This window comes from Pseudomonas congelans, assembly GCF_900103225.1.
Lineage (GTDB): Bacteria > Pseudomonadota > Gammaproteobacteria > Pseudomonadales > Pseudomonadaceae > Aquipseudomonas > Aquipseudomonas congelans.
On the sequence record NZ_FNJH01000001.1, the window covers coordinates 1 to 15815 of the forward strand.

Below are 15815 nucleotides of genomic sequence, written 5' to 3' on the forward strand. Positions count from 1 at the left end.
GTCGGTCCGGCCAGAAGGATCAACTATCGTGCGACGCTCTGCATCGTCATGCCGTTCCGGACGCTTCGCGTCCTTTTGACGACGCAGAGCGTCGCGAACTGCATTCCCACGCTGGAGCGTGAGGAACGAGATGCTAGCCTCTGTCATGCACCAATCGCCCACCTGACCAGGTCTGTTTCACGGTCCGGTCATCACCAATCGTCATCAGCACGAAGAGAATCTCTTCGATAGTCTTCGCCTGCTTCAAGCGATACGACAGCAGTGGGGTGGCGTTGTAGTCCAGCACCAGGAAGTCAGCCTCGTTGCCGGGCTTCAGGCTGCCGACCTTGTCTTCCAGACGCAGCGCCCGCGCGCCGCCCAGGGTCGCCAGGTACAGCGACTTGAACGGATTGAGCCGGGCGCCCTGCATCTGCATGACCTTGTAGGCCTCGTTCAGGGTCTGCAGAATCGAAAAGCTGGTGCCGCCGCCCACGTCGGTGCCCAGACCGACATTTACCTTGTGCTTCTCGGCCATCGGCAGATTGAACAGGCCGCTGCCAAGAAACAGGTTGGAGGTCGGGCAGAAGGCAATCGCCGAGCCGGTCTGTGCCAGTCGGGCGCATTGTGCGTCGCACAGGTGCACGCCATGGGCGAACACCGAGCGCTCGCTGAGCAGGTTGAAGTGATCGTAGACGTCCAGGTAATGCTTGCGCTCCGGGAACAGCGCCTTGACCCACTCGATCTCCTGAAGGTTCTCGCTGATGTGGGTCTGCAGGTACAGGCCGGGGTATTCGGTCAGCAGCTGGCCAGCCAGGCTCAATTGCTTCGGGCTGCTGGTCGGCGCGAAGCGCGGCGTCACTGCGTAGCTCAAACGCCCTTTGCCATGCCAGCGTTCGATCAGCGCCTTGCTGTCGGCATACCCGGATTCTGGCGTATCGACCAGATAATCCGGCGCATTGCGGTCCATCATCACCTTGCCGGCGATCATGCGCAGATCAAGTGCCTGGGCCGCGCTGAAAAACGCCTCGACCGATTCCTTGTGCACGCTGCCGAACACCAGTGCCGTGGTCGTACCGTTGCGCAGCAGTTCCTTGATGAAGATGTCGGCCACCTGCGCCGAATGCGCGGGGTCGGCGAACTGGCTTTCGCAGGGGAAGGTGTAGGTGTTGAGCCAGTCCAGCAATTGCTCGCCGTAGGAGCCGATCATCCCGGTTTGCGGCAAGTGAATATGGGTGTCGATGAACCCCGGTGTGATCAGTGCGTCCGGGTATTCGATCAGCTCGACATCGTCGTCGAGGCGCTCCAGCAGATCGGCAGCGTGACCCACCGCAACGATCTTGCCGTCCTCGACCAGCAACAGGCCGTCGGCAAAGTATTCATAGGATGCCTCCAGCGCCACTTCGGCCGGGTCGGCGAGGCTGTGAACGATGGCGGCGCGGTAGGCTTTACGGCGGGAAACTGAACTCATGGCACTCTCGTTGTGACTCATTGCGACTGACTGCGGCGCGATGCAGGCAGCAGTCTGGCGATAGGTTCGGCGTTGGCGGTGTGTTGGCCAAAGCTGACATTGTAAGTGGCGATTATTTCCGCGGCGATCGACACCGCGATCTCGATGGGCAGCTTGCCTTTGACCTCGGCCAGGCCCATCGGGCAACGCATGCGTTGCAGCAGACTGGCGTCGAAACCGCGTTCCCGCAAGCGATGTTCGAACTTGACCCGTTTGGTTTTCGAGCCGATCAGCCCGAAGTAACCAAAGTCGCCACGCCTGAGGATGGCGGCCGTCAGTTCCAGATCCAGCTGATGGTTGTGGGTCATCACAATGCAATAGGTGCCGACCGGCAGTTGCGCGACCTCGTCGACCGGCTCGTCATTGATGATCTTCATCACGCCGTCGGGCATCGGTTCGGGGAATTCCTGCTCACGGCTGTCGATCCAGCGCACCCGGCAGGGCAGGCTGGCCAGCAGCGGCACCAGGGCGCGGCCGACGTGACCGGCACCGAACACGGCAATCTGCGCGACGGGCTCGCCCATCGGTTCGAACAACAGCACGTTCACGCCACCGCAACACTGGCCCAGGCTTGCACCCAGGTTGAAACGTTCCAGGCGCGTCTGCCGAGTGCCGCTGGCAAGCATCTCGCGGGCGATTTCCATGGCCTTGTATTCCAGGTGCCCGCCACCGATGGTGTCGTGGATGCGCTCGGCGCAGACCACCATTTTCGATCCGGCATTGCGCGGCGTGGAGCCCAGCTCTTCGATGATGGTTACCAGAATGCCGGGTTCCCCACGGGCCTGCAGCTCGGCCAGGGCGCTGATCCAGTTGTTCATTTCTGCTCCAGGACAGAGTGATCCAGGCCAGGCGCCTTCGCGAGCAAGCTCGCTCCCACAGGCGCATCCTGAATAGGTGAAGACGAGCCTGGCGAAGCTTCGCTTGTTCGCGAAGAGGCGGAAACAATCGGCTCGGCGCTGGACGCGCGACGAGCAGCGCTGTTCTGACGCATCTGTTCACAGCCCCACAACACTTTTTCCGGTGTCGCCGGGGCGTCGATGTTCGGTTGATGGCGGTAGTCACCCAGGCTTGCCACAGCGTCCTTGATGGCGCACCAGGCGGCGATGCCGAGCATGAACGGCGGCTCGCCGACGGCCTTGGAGTGGAACACCGTGTCTTCCGGGTTCTTGCGGTTCTCTACCAGCTTGATGCGCAGATCTAGCGGCATGTCTGCCACTGCCGGGATCTTGTAGGACGCCGGGCCGCTGGTCATCAGCTTGCCCTTGTCGTTCCACACCAGTTCCTCGGTGGTCAGCCAGCCGGCGCCCTGAATATAGCCGCCTTCGACCTGACCGATATCGATGGCCGGGTTCAGCGACGCGCCGACGTCGTGCAGGATGTCGGTGCGCAACATCTTGTATTCGCCGGTCAGCGTATCGACGATGACCTCCACGCAGGCTGCGCCAAAGGCGTAGTAATAGAACGGCCGGCCACGCGCCTGGCTGCGGTCGTAAAAAATCTTCGGCGTCTTGTAATAGCCGGTGCTCGACAGCGACACCTGACCCATCCACGCCAATTGCGCCAGCTCGGCGAACGGCAGGAGCAGCTCGCCGATCCGCACATGGCCGTTGCGGAATTCGACATCCGCTTCGCTCACCTGATAGTGCCTGGCGGCAAATTCCACCAGCCGTTGCTTGAGGATTTCAGCGGCATTCTGTGCTGCCTTGCCGTTCAGGTCGGTGCCGCTCGAGGCCGCAGTGGGCGAGGTATTCGGCACCTTGTCGGTGTTGGTCGCGGTGATCTGGATACGGTCGATGTCCACCTGGAACACCTCGGCCACGACCTGTGCGACCTTGGTGTTCAAGCCCTGGCCCATTTCGGTGCCGCCATGGTTCAGGTGGATGCTGCCGTCGGTGTAGATATGAATCAGCGCACCGGCCTGATTGAGAAAGCTGGCGGTAAACGAGATGCCGAACTTGACCGGTGTCAGCGCCAAGCCTTTTTTCAGTACCGGGCTGCCGGCATTGAAAGCGCGAATCGCTTCGCGGCGCTCGGCGTACTGGCTGCTCTGCTCAAGGTCGGCGGTCATCTCTTCCAGCAGGTTGTGTTCGACCGTCTGGTAATAGTGGGTGACGTTACGCTCGGTCTTGCCGTAATAGTTGGCCTTGCGCACGTGCAGCGGGTCTTTGCCGAGGAAGCGTGCAATGCAGTCCATGACCTCTTCGATGGCGACCATGCCCTGCGGGCCACCAAAGCCCCGGTAGGCGGTGTTGGACGCGGTGTGCGTCTTGCAGCGGTGACCGTTGACAGTGGCCTCACCCAGGTAATAAGCGTTATCGGCATGAAACATGGCGCGGTCGACGATGGACGCCGAGAGGTCCGGCGAATAGCCGCAGTTGCCGGCCAGATCCAGCTGTATGCCCTGCAAACGTCCGTCATCGTCGAAACCCACGTCGTACTCGATGTAGAACGGGTGGCGTTTGCCGGTCATCTGCATGTCTTCGAAGCGTTGCAGGCGCATCTTGGTGGGCTGGCCGGTCAGGCGGGCAATCACTGCGCACAGGCAGGCCGGGCTGGCCGCCTGGGTTTCCTTGCCGCCAAAACCACCGCCCATGCGGCGCATGTCGACCACGATGCGGTTCATCGGCACGCCCAGAACCTCGGCCACCAGCTTCTGGATTTCCGTGGGGTTCTGGGTCGAGCAATAGACGATCATGCCGCCGTCTTCGGTCGGCATCACCGAGGAGATTTGGGTTTCCAGGTAGAAATGTTCCTGGCCGCCAATGTGCAGGTTGCCCTGCAGGCGGTGGGTTGCGCGCGCCAGTGCTGCGGCGGAGTCACCGCGCTTGTGCGTATGGCTGTCGAGCACGAAGTGCTTCTGGCGCAGGGCCTGGACCACATCCAGCACCGGTGGCAGGTCTTGGTATTCGATGATCGCCGCCATGGCCGCCTGGCGTGCAATGTCCAGATCGCGGGCCGCCACGGCGAGCACCGGTTGCCCGACGAACTCCACCTTGTCGATAGCCAGCAGCGGGTCGCCGGGCAGCAACGGCCCGATGTCCTTCAGCCCCGGAATATCCTCATGGGTAATCGCAATGCGCACACCTTCGAAGGCGTAGCAGGGCGAGGTATCGATGCTGACGATTCGCGCATGGGCACGGTCGGAAAGGCGCGCGTACGCGTGCAACTGGTTGGGGAATTCCAGGCGATCATCGATGTACACCGCTTCGCCGGACACATGCTTGTCGGCACTGTCGTGCTTGACGCTGCGGCCCACGCCGGTGCTCAGACCCTGCTGAAATACCGCAAGCATCTCTGCCTGGGTGATGGGTGTGGAATGCTCAGACATAGTCAGTCACCCGCGTTGGAACGGCTGGGGTCTGTAACTCGATGAAGTACTTGCGCAGCAGGTTCTGCGCACTCAACAGGCGGTACTCCTTGCTCGCCCGGAAATCCGACAGCGGGGTGAAGTCCTCGCTCAGCGCTGCGCAAGCGCGTTCGACGGTCGCATGGCTCCACGGCTGTCCGATCAGCGCCTTTTCGCAGGCCGCTGCACGCTTGGGGATCGCCGCCATACCACCGAACGCTACGCGAGCCTCGTGGATGACGCCGCCTTCCAGGGTCAGACGAAAAGCCGCGCAGACCGCCGAGATATCATCGTCCAGTCGTTTGGAGACTTTGTAGGCCCGAAACGTCTGCCGGGGATTGGCTGTCGGCACGATGATCTTTTCGATGAACTCGCTTTCCTGGCGGGCGGTGACCTTGTAGTCGATGAAATAGTCTTCCAGCGCCAGGGTGCGCTGACTGTTGCCTTTGCGCAGCACGACCTGCGCGCCAAGGGCGATCAGCAGCGGCGGGGAGTCGCCGATGGGGGAGGCGTTGCCGATGTTGCCACCCAGCGTGCCCTGATTGCGGATCTGCAACGAAGCAAAGCGCTGCAGTAACTCGCCGAAGTCCGGGTATTCGGCCTTGAGTGCTGCATAACAGTCGGTCAACGGGGTCGCCGCACCGATCTCCAGGCGGTCGTCGAAACGCTTCACGCCCTTCATCTCGTCAATGTGCCCGACGTAAATCATCACCGGCAGCTGTTTGTGAAACTGCGTGACTTCCAGGGCCAGATCGGTGCCGCCGGCCAGCAGGCGCGCCTGTGGATGGCTGTCGTAGAGATCCGCCAGATCCGCCACGGTCAGCGGAATGAAGCAGCGTTTTTCGCCGTCATTCAGTTCATCCGTGCGGGCCGGAGCGATGGCGCGCAGGCGCTCGACGGTCTGCGCCTGGCGCTGATCGAACTGGTCCGGCAGGCGCTGCGCGCAAGACTGCTCGGCGGCGGCCAGAATAGGGCGATAGCCGGTGCAGCGACACAGGTTGCCGGCCAGGGCTTCGTGGGCCTGATGGGGATCGGCTTCGCTGCTGTTCTTTTGCAGGGCAAACAGCGACATCACAAAGCCCGGGGTACAAAAGCCGCATTGCGAGCCATGACACTCGACCATCGCCTTCTGCACGCTGTGCAGCTGGCCCTGATGCTTGAGGTCTTCGACGCTGATCAATTGCTTGCCGTGCAGCGAAGCCATGAACGTCAGGCACGAATTGAGGCTGCGATAACGCAGCGCTTGCTCGCCGTCGGCGTCACTGTGCAACTCGCCAACCACGACGGTGCACGCACCGCAGTCGCCACTGGCGCAACCTTCCTTGGTACCGGGCTTGTGTGCCTGCTCACGCAGGTAGGTCAGCACGGTCATGTTCGGATTAAGGCTGCGCTCGGTTTTTAGCTCTTGGTTCAAAAGGAACTGAATCACGGCGCAAAGCCCTCACGTTTATTGTCATCAGACATGTCAATGAATCTATCAGCTCTGTTTATTGAGTCAATTTGTTTCTGACTTCAGAGTCAGGAAATTGAGTTTTTCGGCCATCTGCCGATCAAAGAGCCTCTGGTTCTTGAATCGCCTGCCGGCTGTATTCAAGGTTTTGCGTATTTCGTGCCAGTTTCCGTGTTTATGGCCCTGCGCCACCCGTGCCGGTTGCGATACACTCCGCGACTTGCATGCGGAACTGGTTTTTTCTGAAGGATAGTCATGACGTTCAAGGCCCCGGACAGCCTCGCTGAGCAAATTGCTCATCATCTTGCCGAGCGGATCATTCGCGGTGAGCTCAAGCCTGGAGAGCGTATCCAGGAGCAGAAAGTCACGCAGGCGTTGAACGTCAGCCGTGGCTCCGTGCGCGAAGCATTGCTGATTCTGGAGCGCCGCCACCTTGTGGTGATCCTGCCGCGGCGTGGCGCACAGGTCACGGTGCTCAACGCACACAACGTCACCAGCCTGTGCAGCCTGATGAGCGAACTGTACATTCTGCTGGCCAATGCGGTTGTGGAGCGCTGGAAGACCGAGGATGATCTTGCGCCGTTCGTGCAGATACAACGGCGTCTGCAGGCCAGTTTCGAGCAGCAGGACGTCAAGGCATTCGTCGAAGAGAGCTTCAATGTCATGCGCGCGGCCTATCCATTCGCCAACAACCCGTACCTCGAGGAAACCGTCGAGAACCTACAGCCTTCCATGAGCCGCAGCTATTTCCTCGCGCTCGAGCAACGCAAGGCCGATATGGGCGACTACCTGGCGTTGTTCGACGAACTGCTTGGCGCAGTCATGGTGCGGGATGTGCCGAAGATTCGTGTCGTGCTGGTCAGCTACTGTCAGCGCAGCTGCCAGTTGGTGCTGGCCGCCCTGGCAGCGGGCTGACGCCGTGCGCCTGAAGTGCATCAAGCTGGCGGGGTTCAAATCTTTCGTCGACCCCACCACGGTGAACTTCCCCAGCAACATGGCGGCTGTCGTCGGCCCCAATGGCTGTGGCAAATCCAACATCATCGATGCCGTGCGCTGGGTCATGGGCGAAAGCTCGGCCAAGAACCTGCGCGGCGAGTCGATGACCGATGTCATCTTCAACGGCTCCACCAGCCGCAAACCGGTCAGCCAGGCCAGCATCGAACTGGTGTTCGACAACTCCGACGGCACGCTGGTGGGCGAGTACGCGGCATATGCGGAAATCTCCATTCGCCGCAAAGTGACCCGCGACAGCCAGAACAGCTACTACCTGAACGGCACAAAATGCCGCCGTCGCGACATCACCGACATCTTCCTCGGCACCGGCCTGGGGCCGCGCAGCTATTCGATCATCGAACAGGGCATGATCTCCAAGCTGATCGAAGCCAAGCCCGAAGACCTGCGCAACTTCATCGAAGAAGCCGCGGGCATCTCCAAGTACAAGGAGCGGCGCCGCGAAACCGAAAACCGTATTCGTCGTACCCATGAAAACCTGGCACGCCTGACCGACCTGCGTGAGGAGCTCGAGCGTCAGCTGGAGCGTCTGCACCGGCAGGCTCAGGCCGCCGAGAAGTATCAGGAATACAAGGCCGAAGAGCGCCAGCTGAAAGCGCAATTGTCGGCCCTGCGCTGGCAAGCGCTGAATGATCTGGTGGGGCAGCGCGAGGCTGTTATCGGCAATCAGGAGGTCGGCTTCGAGGCGCTGGTGGCCGATCAGCGCAGTGCCGATGCCAGTATCGAAAGGCTGCGTGACGGCCACCATGACCTGTCCGAGCGCTTCAACCTGGTGCAGGGCCGCTTTTATTCGGTCGGCGGCGATATTGCCCGCGTCGAGCAGAGCATTCAGCACGGTCAGCAGCGACTGCGCCAACTGCAGGATGACCTGCGCGAAGCCGAGCGTGCCCGCCAGGAAACCGAATCGCACCTTGGGCACGACACCACGTTGCTCGCTACCCTTGGCGAAGAGCTGGAGATGCTCGAGCCCGAGCAGGAAATGACCAGCGCCGCCGCCGAGGAGTCGGCGATCGCTCTGGAAGACGCCGAAGCGGCCATGCAGGGCTGGCAGGAGAAGTGGGACGTCTTCAATCAGCAATCCGCCGAGCCGCAGCGTCAGGCCCAAGTCCAGCAGTCACGTATTCAGCAACTGGAACAGAGCATCGAACGATTGGCCGAGCGCCAGCGACGTCTGGCCGAAGAGCGCCAACTGCTGGCCGCCGACCCGGAAGACGCGGCCATTCTGGAATTGAGCGAAGACCTCGCCACCCGCGACATGACCCTTGAAGAGCTGAACATGGGCGAAGAGCAGGCGGTCGAGCGGCTTGAGCAATTACGCGAAGCATTGCAGCAGGCCAGTCAGGCGCAACAGCAGGCGCAGGGCGAGCTGCAACGTCTCAACGGCCGGCTGGCGTCTCTGGAGGCGCTGCAGCAGGCAGCACTTGATCCGGACACCGGCACCGCCGAGTGGCTGCGTGATCAGCAACTGGCCGAGCGACCGCGTCTGGCCGAAGGGCTGAGCGTCGAAGCTGGCTGGGAAATGGCCGTGGAAACCGTGCTTGGCGCGGATTTGCAGGCCGTGCTGGTGGATGACTTCGACGGGTTCGATCTGGCCGGTTTTCAGCAGGGCGATCTGCGCTTGCTCAGCGCGGGTGCTGACACGGTTCGCGCGCCGGGCAGCCTGCTGGAAAAGGTCGACAGCATGGTTGACCTGTCCGCCTGGCTGGGCCAGGTGATTCCGGTCGAGAATCTGGACGAGGCGCTGGCGCGACGTGCACAACTCGGCGCCGGGCAGAGCCTGATCAGTCGTGACGGCTACTGGGTGGGGCGGCACTTTTTGCGTGTACGCCGCGCCAGTGAAGCGCAGAGCGGTGTGCTGGCTCGCGGTCAGGAATTGCAGCGGCTGGGTCTGGAACGCGATGAGCGCGAGGCTACGCTGGCCACCCTGGAAGAGCAGTTGCTGGTTTTGCGCGAGCAACAGTCGCAGGAGGAAGACGCGCGTGAGCAGTTGCGCCGTCGCGTGCAGGACGAAACCCGTCAGCAAAGCGAACTGAAAGCGCAGCTGTCGGCGGTTCGGGTAAAAGTCGAGCAGTTGACCCTGCGGCGCACCCGCCTTGATGAAGAGTTGGCCGAGCTGGGCGAGCAGCGCGCTGTCGAGCACGAACACCTTGGCGAATCGCGCCTGCAATTGCAGGACGCACTGGACAGCATGGCGCAGGATACCGAGCAGCGCGAGGTGCTCCAGGCCCAGCGCGACGCGCTGCGTGAGCGTCTGGACCGGATACGTCAGGATGCGCGGCAACACAAGGATCACAGTCATCAACTGGCGGTGCGTCTGGGCTCGATCAAGGCGCAATACGATTCGACCCGTCAGGCGCTGGAGCGCCTGCGCATGCAGTCCGAAAGACTTACCGAGAAGCGCGAGCAGCTGAGCCTGAATCTGGAGGAGGGCGAGGCCCCGCTCGAAGAGCTGCGTCTCAAGCTTGAAGAGCTGCTGGAGCGGCGCATGGTGGTCGATGACGAAATGCGCATCGCCAAGAACGCACTCGAAGACGCTGACCGCGAATTGCGTGAGGCAGAAAAGCGCCGGACCCAGGCCGAGCAGCAATCGCAGCTGCTGCGTGGCCAGCTGGAACAACAGCGCCTGGAGTGGCAGGCACTGACGGTGCGGCGCAAAGCCTTGCAGGACCAGTTGCATGAAGACGGCTATGACCTGCACGGCGTGCTCGCAACCTTGACGCCGGAAGCCAGCGAACAGGCCGCCGAGCAGCAACTGGAAAGCATCGCCGGGCGTATTCAGCGTCTGGGCGCGATCAACCTCGCGGCTATCGACGAGTATCAGCAGCAGTCCGAGCGCAAACGCTATCTGGATGCGCAGGATGCCGATCTGGTCGAAGCGCTGGACACACTGGAAAACGTCATCCGCAAGATCGACAAGGAGACCCGAAACCGCTTCAAGGATACCTTCGATCAGATAAACAGCGGAATTCAGGCACTTTTCCCAAAAGTTTTCGGTGGCGGCTCCGCTTATTTGGAACTGACGGGCGAAGATCTACTCGATACTGGGGTGACAATCATGGCGCGCCCCCCCGGCAAGAAGAACAGCACCATTCATTTGCTGTCCGGCGGTGAAAAGGCCCTGACGGCGCTGGCACTGGTTTTTGCCATTTTCAAACTCAATCCTGCGCCGTTTTGCATGCTTGACGAGGTGGATGCGCCGCTGGATGACGCCAACGTGGGTCGCTATGCGCGGTTGGTGAAAGAAATGTCACAAACGGTGCAGTTCATCTACATCACCCACAACAAGATCGCCATGGAAATGGCCGATCAACTGATGGGGGTGACGATGCACGAGCCCGGTTGTTCGCGGCTGGTAGCGGTGGATGTGGAGCAGGCGATGGCGCTGGTGGATGCCTGATTCAAGGCCTCGTTCTACGGCCAGATCGCTGCCCGGAGGCCTGAAAATGCGACGCTTGTACATTGGATGGCAATTTGGTCGGCGAAGAGACGTAACAGACGGTGTAAAGTTACCTTTGGTCGTGCTAGTTTAGTGACCACTTTTTGTTTTCGCGTGGGCGAATTGCCAGTCAGAACATAGACTTGGCACCACGTATTAAAGGGGTTTAGGCCCTTATTTTCAGATTTCTTCATTAGAGGCACTGGATTACATGGAAATCGGTCTGCGCGAGTGGCTGATCGTCATCGGCATAATAGTCATCGCCGGTATTCTCTTTGATGGCTGGCGCCGTATGCGCGGCAGCAAGGGTAAATTGAAATTCAGACTGGATCGGAGCTTCTCCAACCTTCCGGATGAAGAAGAAACCACGTCTGCCGAAGTGCTGGGTCCGCCCCGTGTGCTGGATACGCACAAGGAGCCGCAGCTCGACGAGCACGATCTGCCGTCCATGAGCGCCAGCCCGCGTGAAGGCAAGCGTGGCAGCAGTGAAAAGCGTAGCGACAAGAAGCGCAAGGACGAGCCACAGCAGGGCGACCTGAATCTGGATCTCGACGGCCCGAGCCTGTTCACGGGCCGCGACGACGATTTCCCGGACGACAAGCCGGCCCAGCGCATCACTGAAGACAAGGACCTGCCTCCTGTTGAGGAAGTACTGGTCATCAGCGTGATCTCGCGCAGCGAAGGCGGTTTCAAGGGCCCGGCGCTGCTGCAGAACATTCTGGAAAGCGGCCTGCGTTTTGGCGAGATGGATATTTTCCACCGTCACGAGAGCATGGCTGGCAACGGCGAAGTACTGTTCTCGATGGCCAATGCGGTCAAGCCCGGCGTGTTCGACCTGGACGATATCGACCATTTCAGCACCCGTGCAGTCAGCTTCTTCCTCGGCTTGCCGGGTCCTCGTCACCCCAAGCAGGCATTCGACGTAATGGTTGCCGCCGCTCGAAAGCTGGCCCACGAGCTGGATGGCGAACTGAAGGATGATCAGCGCAGCGTCATGACCGCGCAGACCATCGAGCATTATCGCCAGCGCATCGTCGAGTTCGAGCGTCGTGCGTTGACCCAGCGTCGCGGTTAAGCAAGCCCTTGGGCAGGTCCCCGATCATGAGCGTGCTGCGGCATGCCCTGTCGGGGCCTGACCTGAACAGAACAGAGCCAACAGATTGAGCAGCCTCGGCTGCTTTTTTGCTTTTTGAGAGAACACCGTATGAAGGCCGTCGAAACCCGAATCCTGGAACTGCGTGCAGAGCTGGATCAGCACAACTACCGCTACCACGTTCTGGATGAACCGAGCATTCCGGATGTCGAGTACGACCGCCTGTTTCACGAGCTCAAGGCCCTGGAGGCGGAAAACCCCCATCTGGTCACTCCTGATTCGCCGACGCAACGGGTCGGAAGCGCCGCTTTGTCGGCGTTCACTCAGGTGCGTCACGAAATGCCGATGCTTAGCCTGGGCAACGCGTTCGAAGAAAACGACATGCTCGAGTTCGACCGACGGGTAACCGAGGGGCTGGATCTGCCGTCCGGAGACCTGTTTGGCGAAGGCAGCAAGGTGCAGTACAGCTGCGAGCCCAAGCTGGACGGCCTCGCAGTCAGCCTGTTGTATCGCGACGGCGCTCTGGTACGGGGTGCGACACGCGGCGACGGGACCACCGGCGAAGACATCAGTGTCAACGTGCGCACAGTACGTAACATCCCGCTCAAGCTGCAGGGCAAGGGTTGGCCCGAAGTACTGGAGGTGCGCGGTGAAGTGTTCATGTCCAAGGCTGGTTTCGAGCGCCTCAACGCCAGTCAGCTGGAAATCGGCGGCAAGACCTTCGCCAACCCGCGCAACGCAGCCGCGGGCAGCCTGCGTCAGCTGGATTCCAAGATCACCGCGAACCGCCCGCTGGAGTTCTGCTGCTATGGCCTGGGCCAGACGTCGGCAGAAATCGCCGACACGCATATCGGCGTGCTTGAAGCGCTGAAAGAATGGGGCATGCCGGTCAGTCGCGAGCTGAAACTGGCGAATGGCGTCGAGGAGTGCCTGGCCTATTACCGCGATATCGGTGAGCGGCGCCTGGCGCTGAGCTACGAGATCGACGGCGTGGTATTCAAGGTCAACAACCTGGCAGCGCAGCGCGAACTGGGCTTCCGCGCCCGTGAGCCGCGCTGGGCGATTGCCCACAAATTCCCCGCCATGGAAGAGCTCACCGAACTGCTGGATGTCGAGTTTCAGGTGGGGCGTACTGGCGCAGTGACGCCGGTCGCGCGGCTCAAGCCGGTCAAGGTGGCAGGCGTCATGGTCGCCAACGCCACGCTGCATAACATGGACGAAGTCGCGCGGCTCGGCCTGATGATCGGCGACACGGTAATCATCCGGCGTGCCGGTGACGTGATTCCGCAGGTGGTGCAGGTCGTTGCCGAGCGCCGCCCCGAGAATGCCAGGGCGGTGCAGGTTCCGCAGACCTGCCCGGTGTGCGGCTCGCATGTCGAGCGCACGCAGCTGATCAAGCGCAGCAAAGGCAAGGAAACCGTTACCGAGGGCGCGGTGTATCGCTGTGTCGGGCGTCTGGCCTGCGGTGCGCAACTCAAGCAGGCGATCATCCATTACGTGTCGCGTCGTGCCATGGACATCGAAGGGCTGGGGGACAAGACCATCGAGCAACTGGTCGATGAGAAACTCATCGGCTCGCCTGCCGACCTGTACAAGCTGAAGTACGAACAGATCATCGATCTGGAAGGCTTCGCTGAGATCTCCAGCAACAAGCTGCTCAAGGCCATTGCCGACAGCCGACAGCCGACTCTGGCGCGCTTCATCTATGCCCTGGGTATTCCCGACGTGGGGGAAGAGACGGCCAAGGTTCTGGCGCGTTCGCTGGCGTCGCTGGAGCGCGTCAAACAGGCCTTGCCGGAAGTGTTGACCTATCTGCCGGATGTCGGCCTGGAGGTCGCTTACGAGATTCACAGCTTCTTCGAGGACGAGCACAACCGTAACGTCATCGATGCGCTGCTTGGTGAATGCGGTCTGCAATTGCAGGACCAGGGCGAGCTGGGCGCCGAGTTCGCGGCCAGTACCACGCTGGAAGGGCTGATCGACAAATTGCACATTCCGTCGGTAGGGCCGGGTGCTGCGCAGAAACTGGCGGACCGGTTCGGTACGCTGGAGGCCATCATCAGCGCCGACTGGCTGGACATGCGTCAGACCCTGCCGGAGAAACAGGCCAAGTCGGTCCGCGATTTCTTCGACGACAAGGCGCATGCCGAGCGCGCCCGCGCCATCGAAGCCCAGCTCAAGGACTTCGGCATGCACTGGCGCAGCGAGAAAAAAACCGTCGAAGGCTTGCCGCTGGCCGGCCAGACCTGGGTACTGACCGGCTCGCTGGAACGCATGAGTCGCGATGTCGCCAAGGAAAAACTCGAAAGCCTCGGTGCCAAGGTGTCCGGCTCGGTCTCGGCCAAGACCCACACCGTGGTCGCGGGGCCAGGCGCCGGCTCGAAGCTGACCAAGGCCAACGAACTGGGCCTTACCGTGCTGGACGAAGACGCACTGCTCAAACGCCTGACCGAACTGGGCGTCGCTGTGGATTGAGTGGGGCCGACGCTCCCTATGCCCTGATTATCGTGCGACGCTCCGCGTCGCATGCAGTTCTGAACGCTCTGCGTCCGATCTTGAGTGTGATGGTGCGGCGTAGATCTGTGTCGCGCAGCGTCACGCACTGCATTCCCACGCTGGAGCGTGAGGAACGATAATCCCGACTACCGTGCGACGCACCGTTTTCGCCCGAGCAAACGCCGTCGACGCTATCCTTCCCCGTCGCTCGATAATATTTTGAACCCCCCACGCGTCGGCATGATCTAGTCCATGCAAGGTCAACGGGAGATCGCCATGTACCGCTTCTTCGAGCAATTGAGTTCACGCATTACCGCCCCATTTGTCGGCGAATCCAAACGTAACAGCAAGGTCTGGCAGTGCACCTGTGGCCAGTCGGTGTTTTTCCCCAATACCCAGTGCCTGGCCTGTTCTGCAGCGCTGGGCTACCTGCCTGAACAAGGGCGCGTTGCCACGCTCGAAGCGGGGCCAGATTCCACTACCTGGCGCTTGAGCGATGAGCCAGGTGCCGGGCTGTATCGGCGTTGCGCCAACCTTGGCACTCCGGCAGCCTGCAACTGGCTTTTTCCAGAGCACAATGCCGGCGAATTCTGTGTCGCGTGCAGCCTCAATCGCACCATTCCCGACCTCTCGGTCGTTGAAAACGGCGAGCGCTGGCGCAAGGTCGAGACGGCCAAACGTCGTCTGGTCGCGCAACTGATCTCCCTGGGCCTGCAGGTCATTCCCAAGACTGTCGACGAAGAAACCGGCCTGGCCTTCGATTTTGTCGGTGTCGATCTGGAAGGCAACTTGCCGACCACAGGCCATGCCAACGGCCTGATCACCCTGAACATCGAAGAAGCCGACGACGCACACCGCGAAGCGATGCGCGTCCAGATGCACGAACCCTATCGCACCTTGCTTGGCCATTTTCGTCATGAAGTCGGTCATTACTACTGGGATCGGCTCATTGCCAATACTCACTGGCAGGACAGCTACCGCAACCTGTTCGGCGACGAGCGCGCCAGCTATGCCGACGCGCTCGATCACCACTATAAGAACGGCGCGCCGGACGACTGGCAGGAAAGCTTCGTCAGCGCCTACGCGACCATGCATCCGTGGGAAGACTGGGCCGAAACCTGGGCGCATTACCTGCACATGATGGATGCGGTCGACACCGCGCTGGGCTTTGGCATGAGCGCCCGCGACATGGAGCTCGATTACCAGCCGTTTCCGCTGGAAGTGCTCTACGACCCTCAGCATCCGGGCGGCCCGGCATTCCTTTCGTTCGTCAACGCCTGGATCGAGCTGGCGAGCATGCTCAACGAGCTGTCACGCAGCATGGGGCAACCGGATTTCTATCCGTTCGTGCTACCCCCAGCGGTCATCGCCAAGCTGCACTTCATCCATCTGGTGATTCAGGATGCCGGTGGCAAGGCCGATGAGGTTTTGCAGGCCCAGTAAACACGGGCCGTGCCTGACATGCTTCGGCGGCGTGTCAGGCATGTGTTCTAAGCG

General features: G+C 61.2%; 9 protein-coding genes. 5 read left to right on the forward strand and 4 right to left on the reverse strand.

Annotated features, from left to right (window positions below):
* Nucleotides 1-133: 133 nt before the first annotated feature.
* From guaD to xdhA, 4 genes are read right to left on the reverse strand one after another with little or no spacing between them, the layout of a single operon-like run.
* Nucleotides 134-1447 (reverse strand): guanine deaminase, encoded by a 1314-nt coding sequence (gene guaD / locus BLR20_RS00005; RefSeq protein WP_054993736.1) that lies wholly within the window; start codon nucleotides 1445-1447, stop codon nucleotides 134-136.
* Between the two features lie 17 nt (nucleotides 1448-1464).
* Nucleotides 1465-2304, reverse strand: coding sequence for a xanthine dehydrogenase accessory protein XdhC (gene xdhC / locus BLR20_RS00010; protein ID WP_032611346.1), 840 nt, complete (start codon nucleotides 2302-2304; stop codon nucleotides 1465-1467).
* Nucleotides 2301-4814 (reverse strand): xanthine dehydrogenase molybdopterin binding subunit, encoded by a 2514-nt coding sequence (gene xdhB / locus BLR20_RS00015; RefSeq protein WP_054993735.1) that lies wholly within the window; start codon nucleotides 4812-4814, stop codon nucleotides 2301-2303. Before xdhB ends, xdhC begins: the two co-directional genes overlap by 4 nt.
* The gene (xdhA, locus tag BLR20_RS00020; protein ID WP_054993734.1) at nucleotides 4807-6261 is read right to left on the reverse strand and encodes a xanthine dehydrogenase small subunit; all 1455 of its coding nucleotides are present in this window, start codon (nucleotides 6259-6261) and stop codon (nucleotides 4807-4809) included. The genes xdhB and xdhA overlap by 8 nt, the downstream gene beginning before the upstream one ends.
* A 276-nt stretch (nucleotides 6262-6537) precedes the next feature.
* Here xdhA and BLR20_RS00025 point away from each other — a divergent pair, with 276 nt between their 5' ends.
* From BLR20_RS00025 to BLR20_RS00045, 5 genes are all read left to right on the forward strand, one after another.
* Nucleotides 6538-7197 carry a GntR family transcriptional regulator gene (locus BLR20_RS00025; RefSeq protein ID WP_054993733.1) on the forward strand — a complete coding sequence of 220 codons (660 nt, stop codon included), beginning with the start codon at nucleotides 6538-6540 and terminating at the stop codon, nucleotides 7195-7197.
* 4 nt (nucleotides 7198-7201) lie between these two features.
* A complete protein-coding gene (smc, locus tag BLR20_RS00030; RefSeq protein ID WP_054993732.1) occupies nucleotides 7202-10690 on the forward strand; it encodes a chromosome segregation protein SMC in 3489 nt (1162 codons plus the stop codon).
* 250 nt (nucleotides 10691-10940) lie between these two features.
* Nucleotides 10941-11804 (forward strand): cell division protein ZipA, encoded by an 864-nt coding sequence (gene zipA, locus BLR20_RS00035; RefSeq protein ID WP_010427154.1) that lies wholly within the window; start codon nucleotides 10941-10943, stop codon nucleotides 11802-11804.
* 129 nt (nucleotides 11805-11933) lie between these two features.
* Nucleotides 11934-14297: an NAD-dependent DNA ligase LigA gene (gene ligA / locus BLR20_RS00040; protein WP_054993731.1), complete on the forward strand. Its 2364-nt coding sequence runs from the start codon at nucleotides 11934-11936 to the stop codon at nucleotides 14295-14297.
* Between the two features lie 297 nt (nucleotides 14298-14594).
* Complete coding sequence (locus BLR20_RS00045) at nucleotides 14595-15761, forward strand: zinc-binding metallopeptidase family protein (protein WP_010427151.1); 1167 nt, start codon at nucleotides 14595-14597, stop codon at nucleotides 15759-15761.
* Nucleotides 15762-15815: the final 54 nt, after the last annotated feature.

Excerpts from the sequence above, each read along its gene's own strand:
- xdhB (WP_054993735.1), bottom strand. The coding sequence starts at position 4,814 with ATGTCTGAGCATTCCACACCCATCACCCAGGCAGAGATGCTTGCGGTA.
- BLR20_RS00045 (WP_010427151.1), top strand. The coding sequence starts at position 14,595 with ATGTACCGCTTCTTCGAGCAATTGAGTTCACGCATTACCGCCCCATTT.
- guaD (WP_054993736.1), bottom strand. The coding sequence starts at position 1,447 with ATGAGTTCAGTTTCCCGCCGTAAAGCCTACCGCGCCGCCATCGTTCAC.
- ligA (WP_054993731.1), top strand. The coding sequence starts at position 11,934 with ATGAAGGCCGTCGAAACCCGAATCCTGGAACTGCGTGCAGAGCTGGAT.
- zipA (WP_010427154.1), top strand. The coding sequence starts at position 10,941 with ATGGAAATCGGTCTGCGCGAGTGGCTGATCGTCATCGGCATAATAGTC.
- xdhC (WP_032611346.1), bottom strand. The coding sequence starts at position 2,304 with ATGAACAACTGGATCAGCGCCCTGGCCGAGCTGCAGGCCCGTGGGGAA.
- BLR20_RS00025 (WP_054993733.1), top strand. The coding sequence starts at position 6,538 with ATGACGTTCAAGGCCCCGGACAGCCTCGCTGAGCAAATTGCTCATCAT.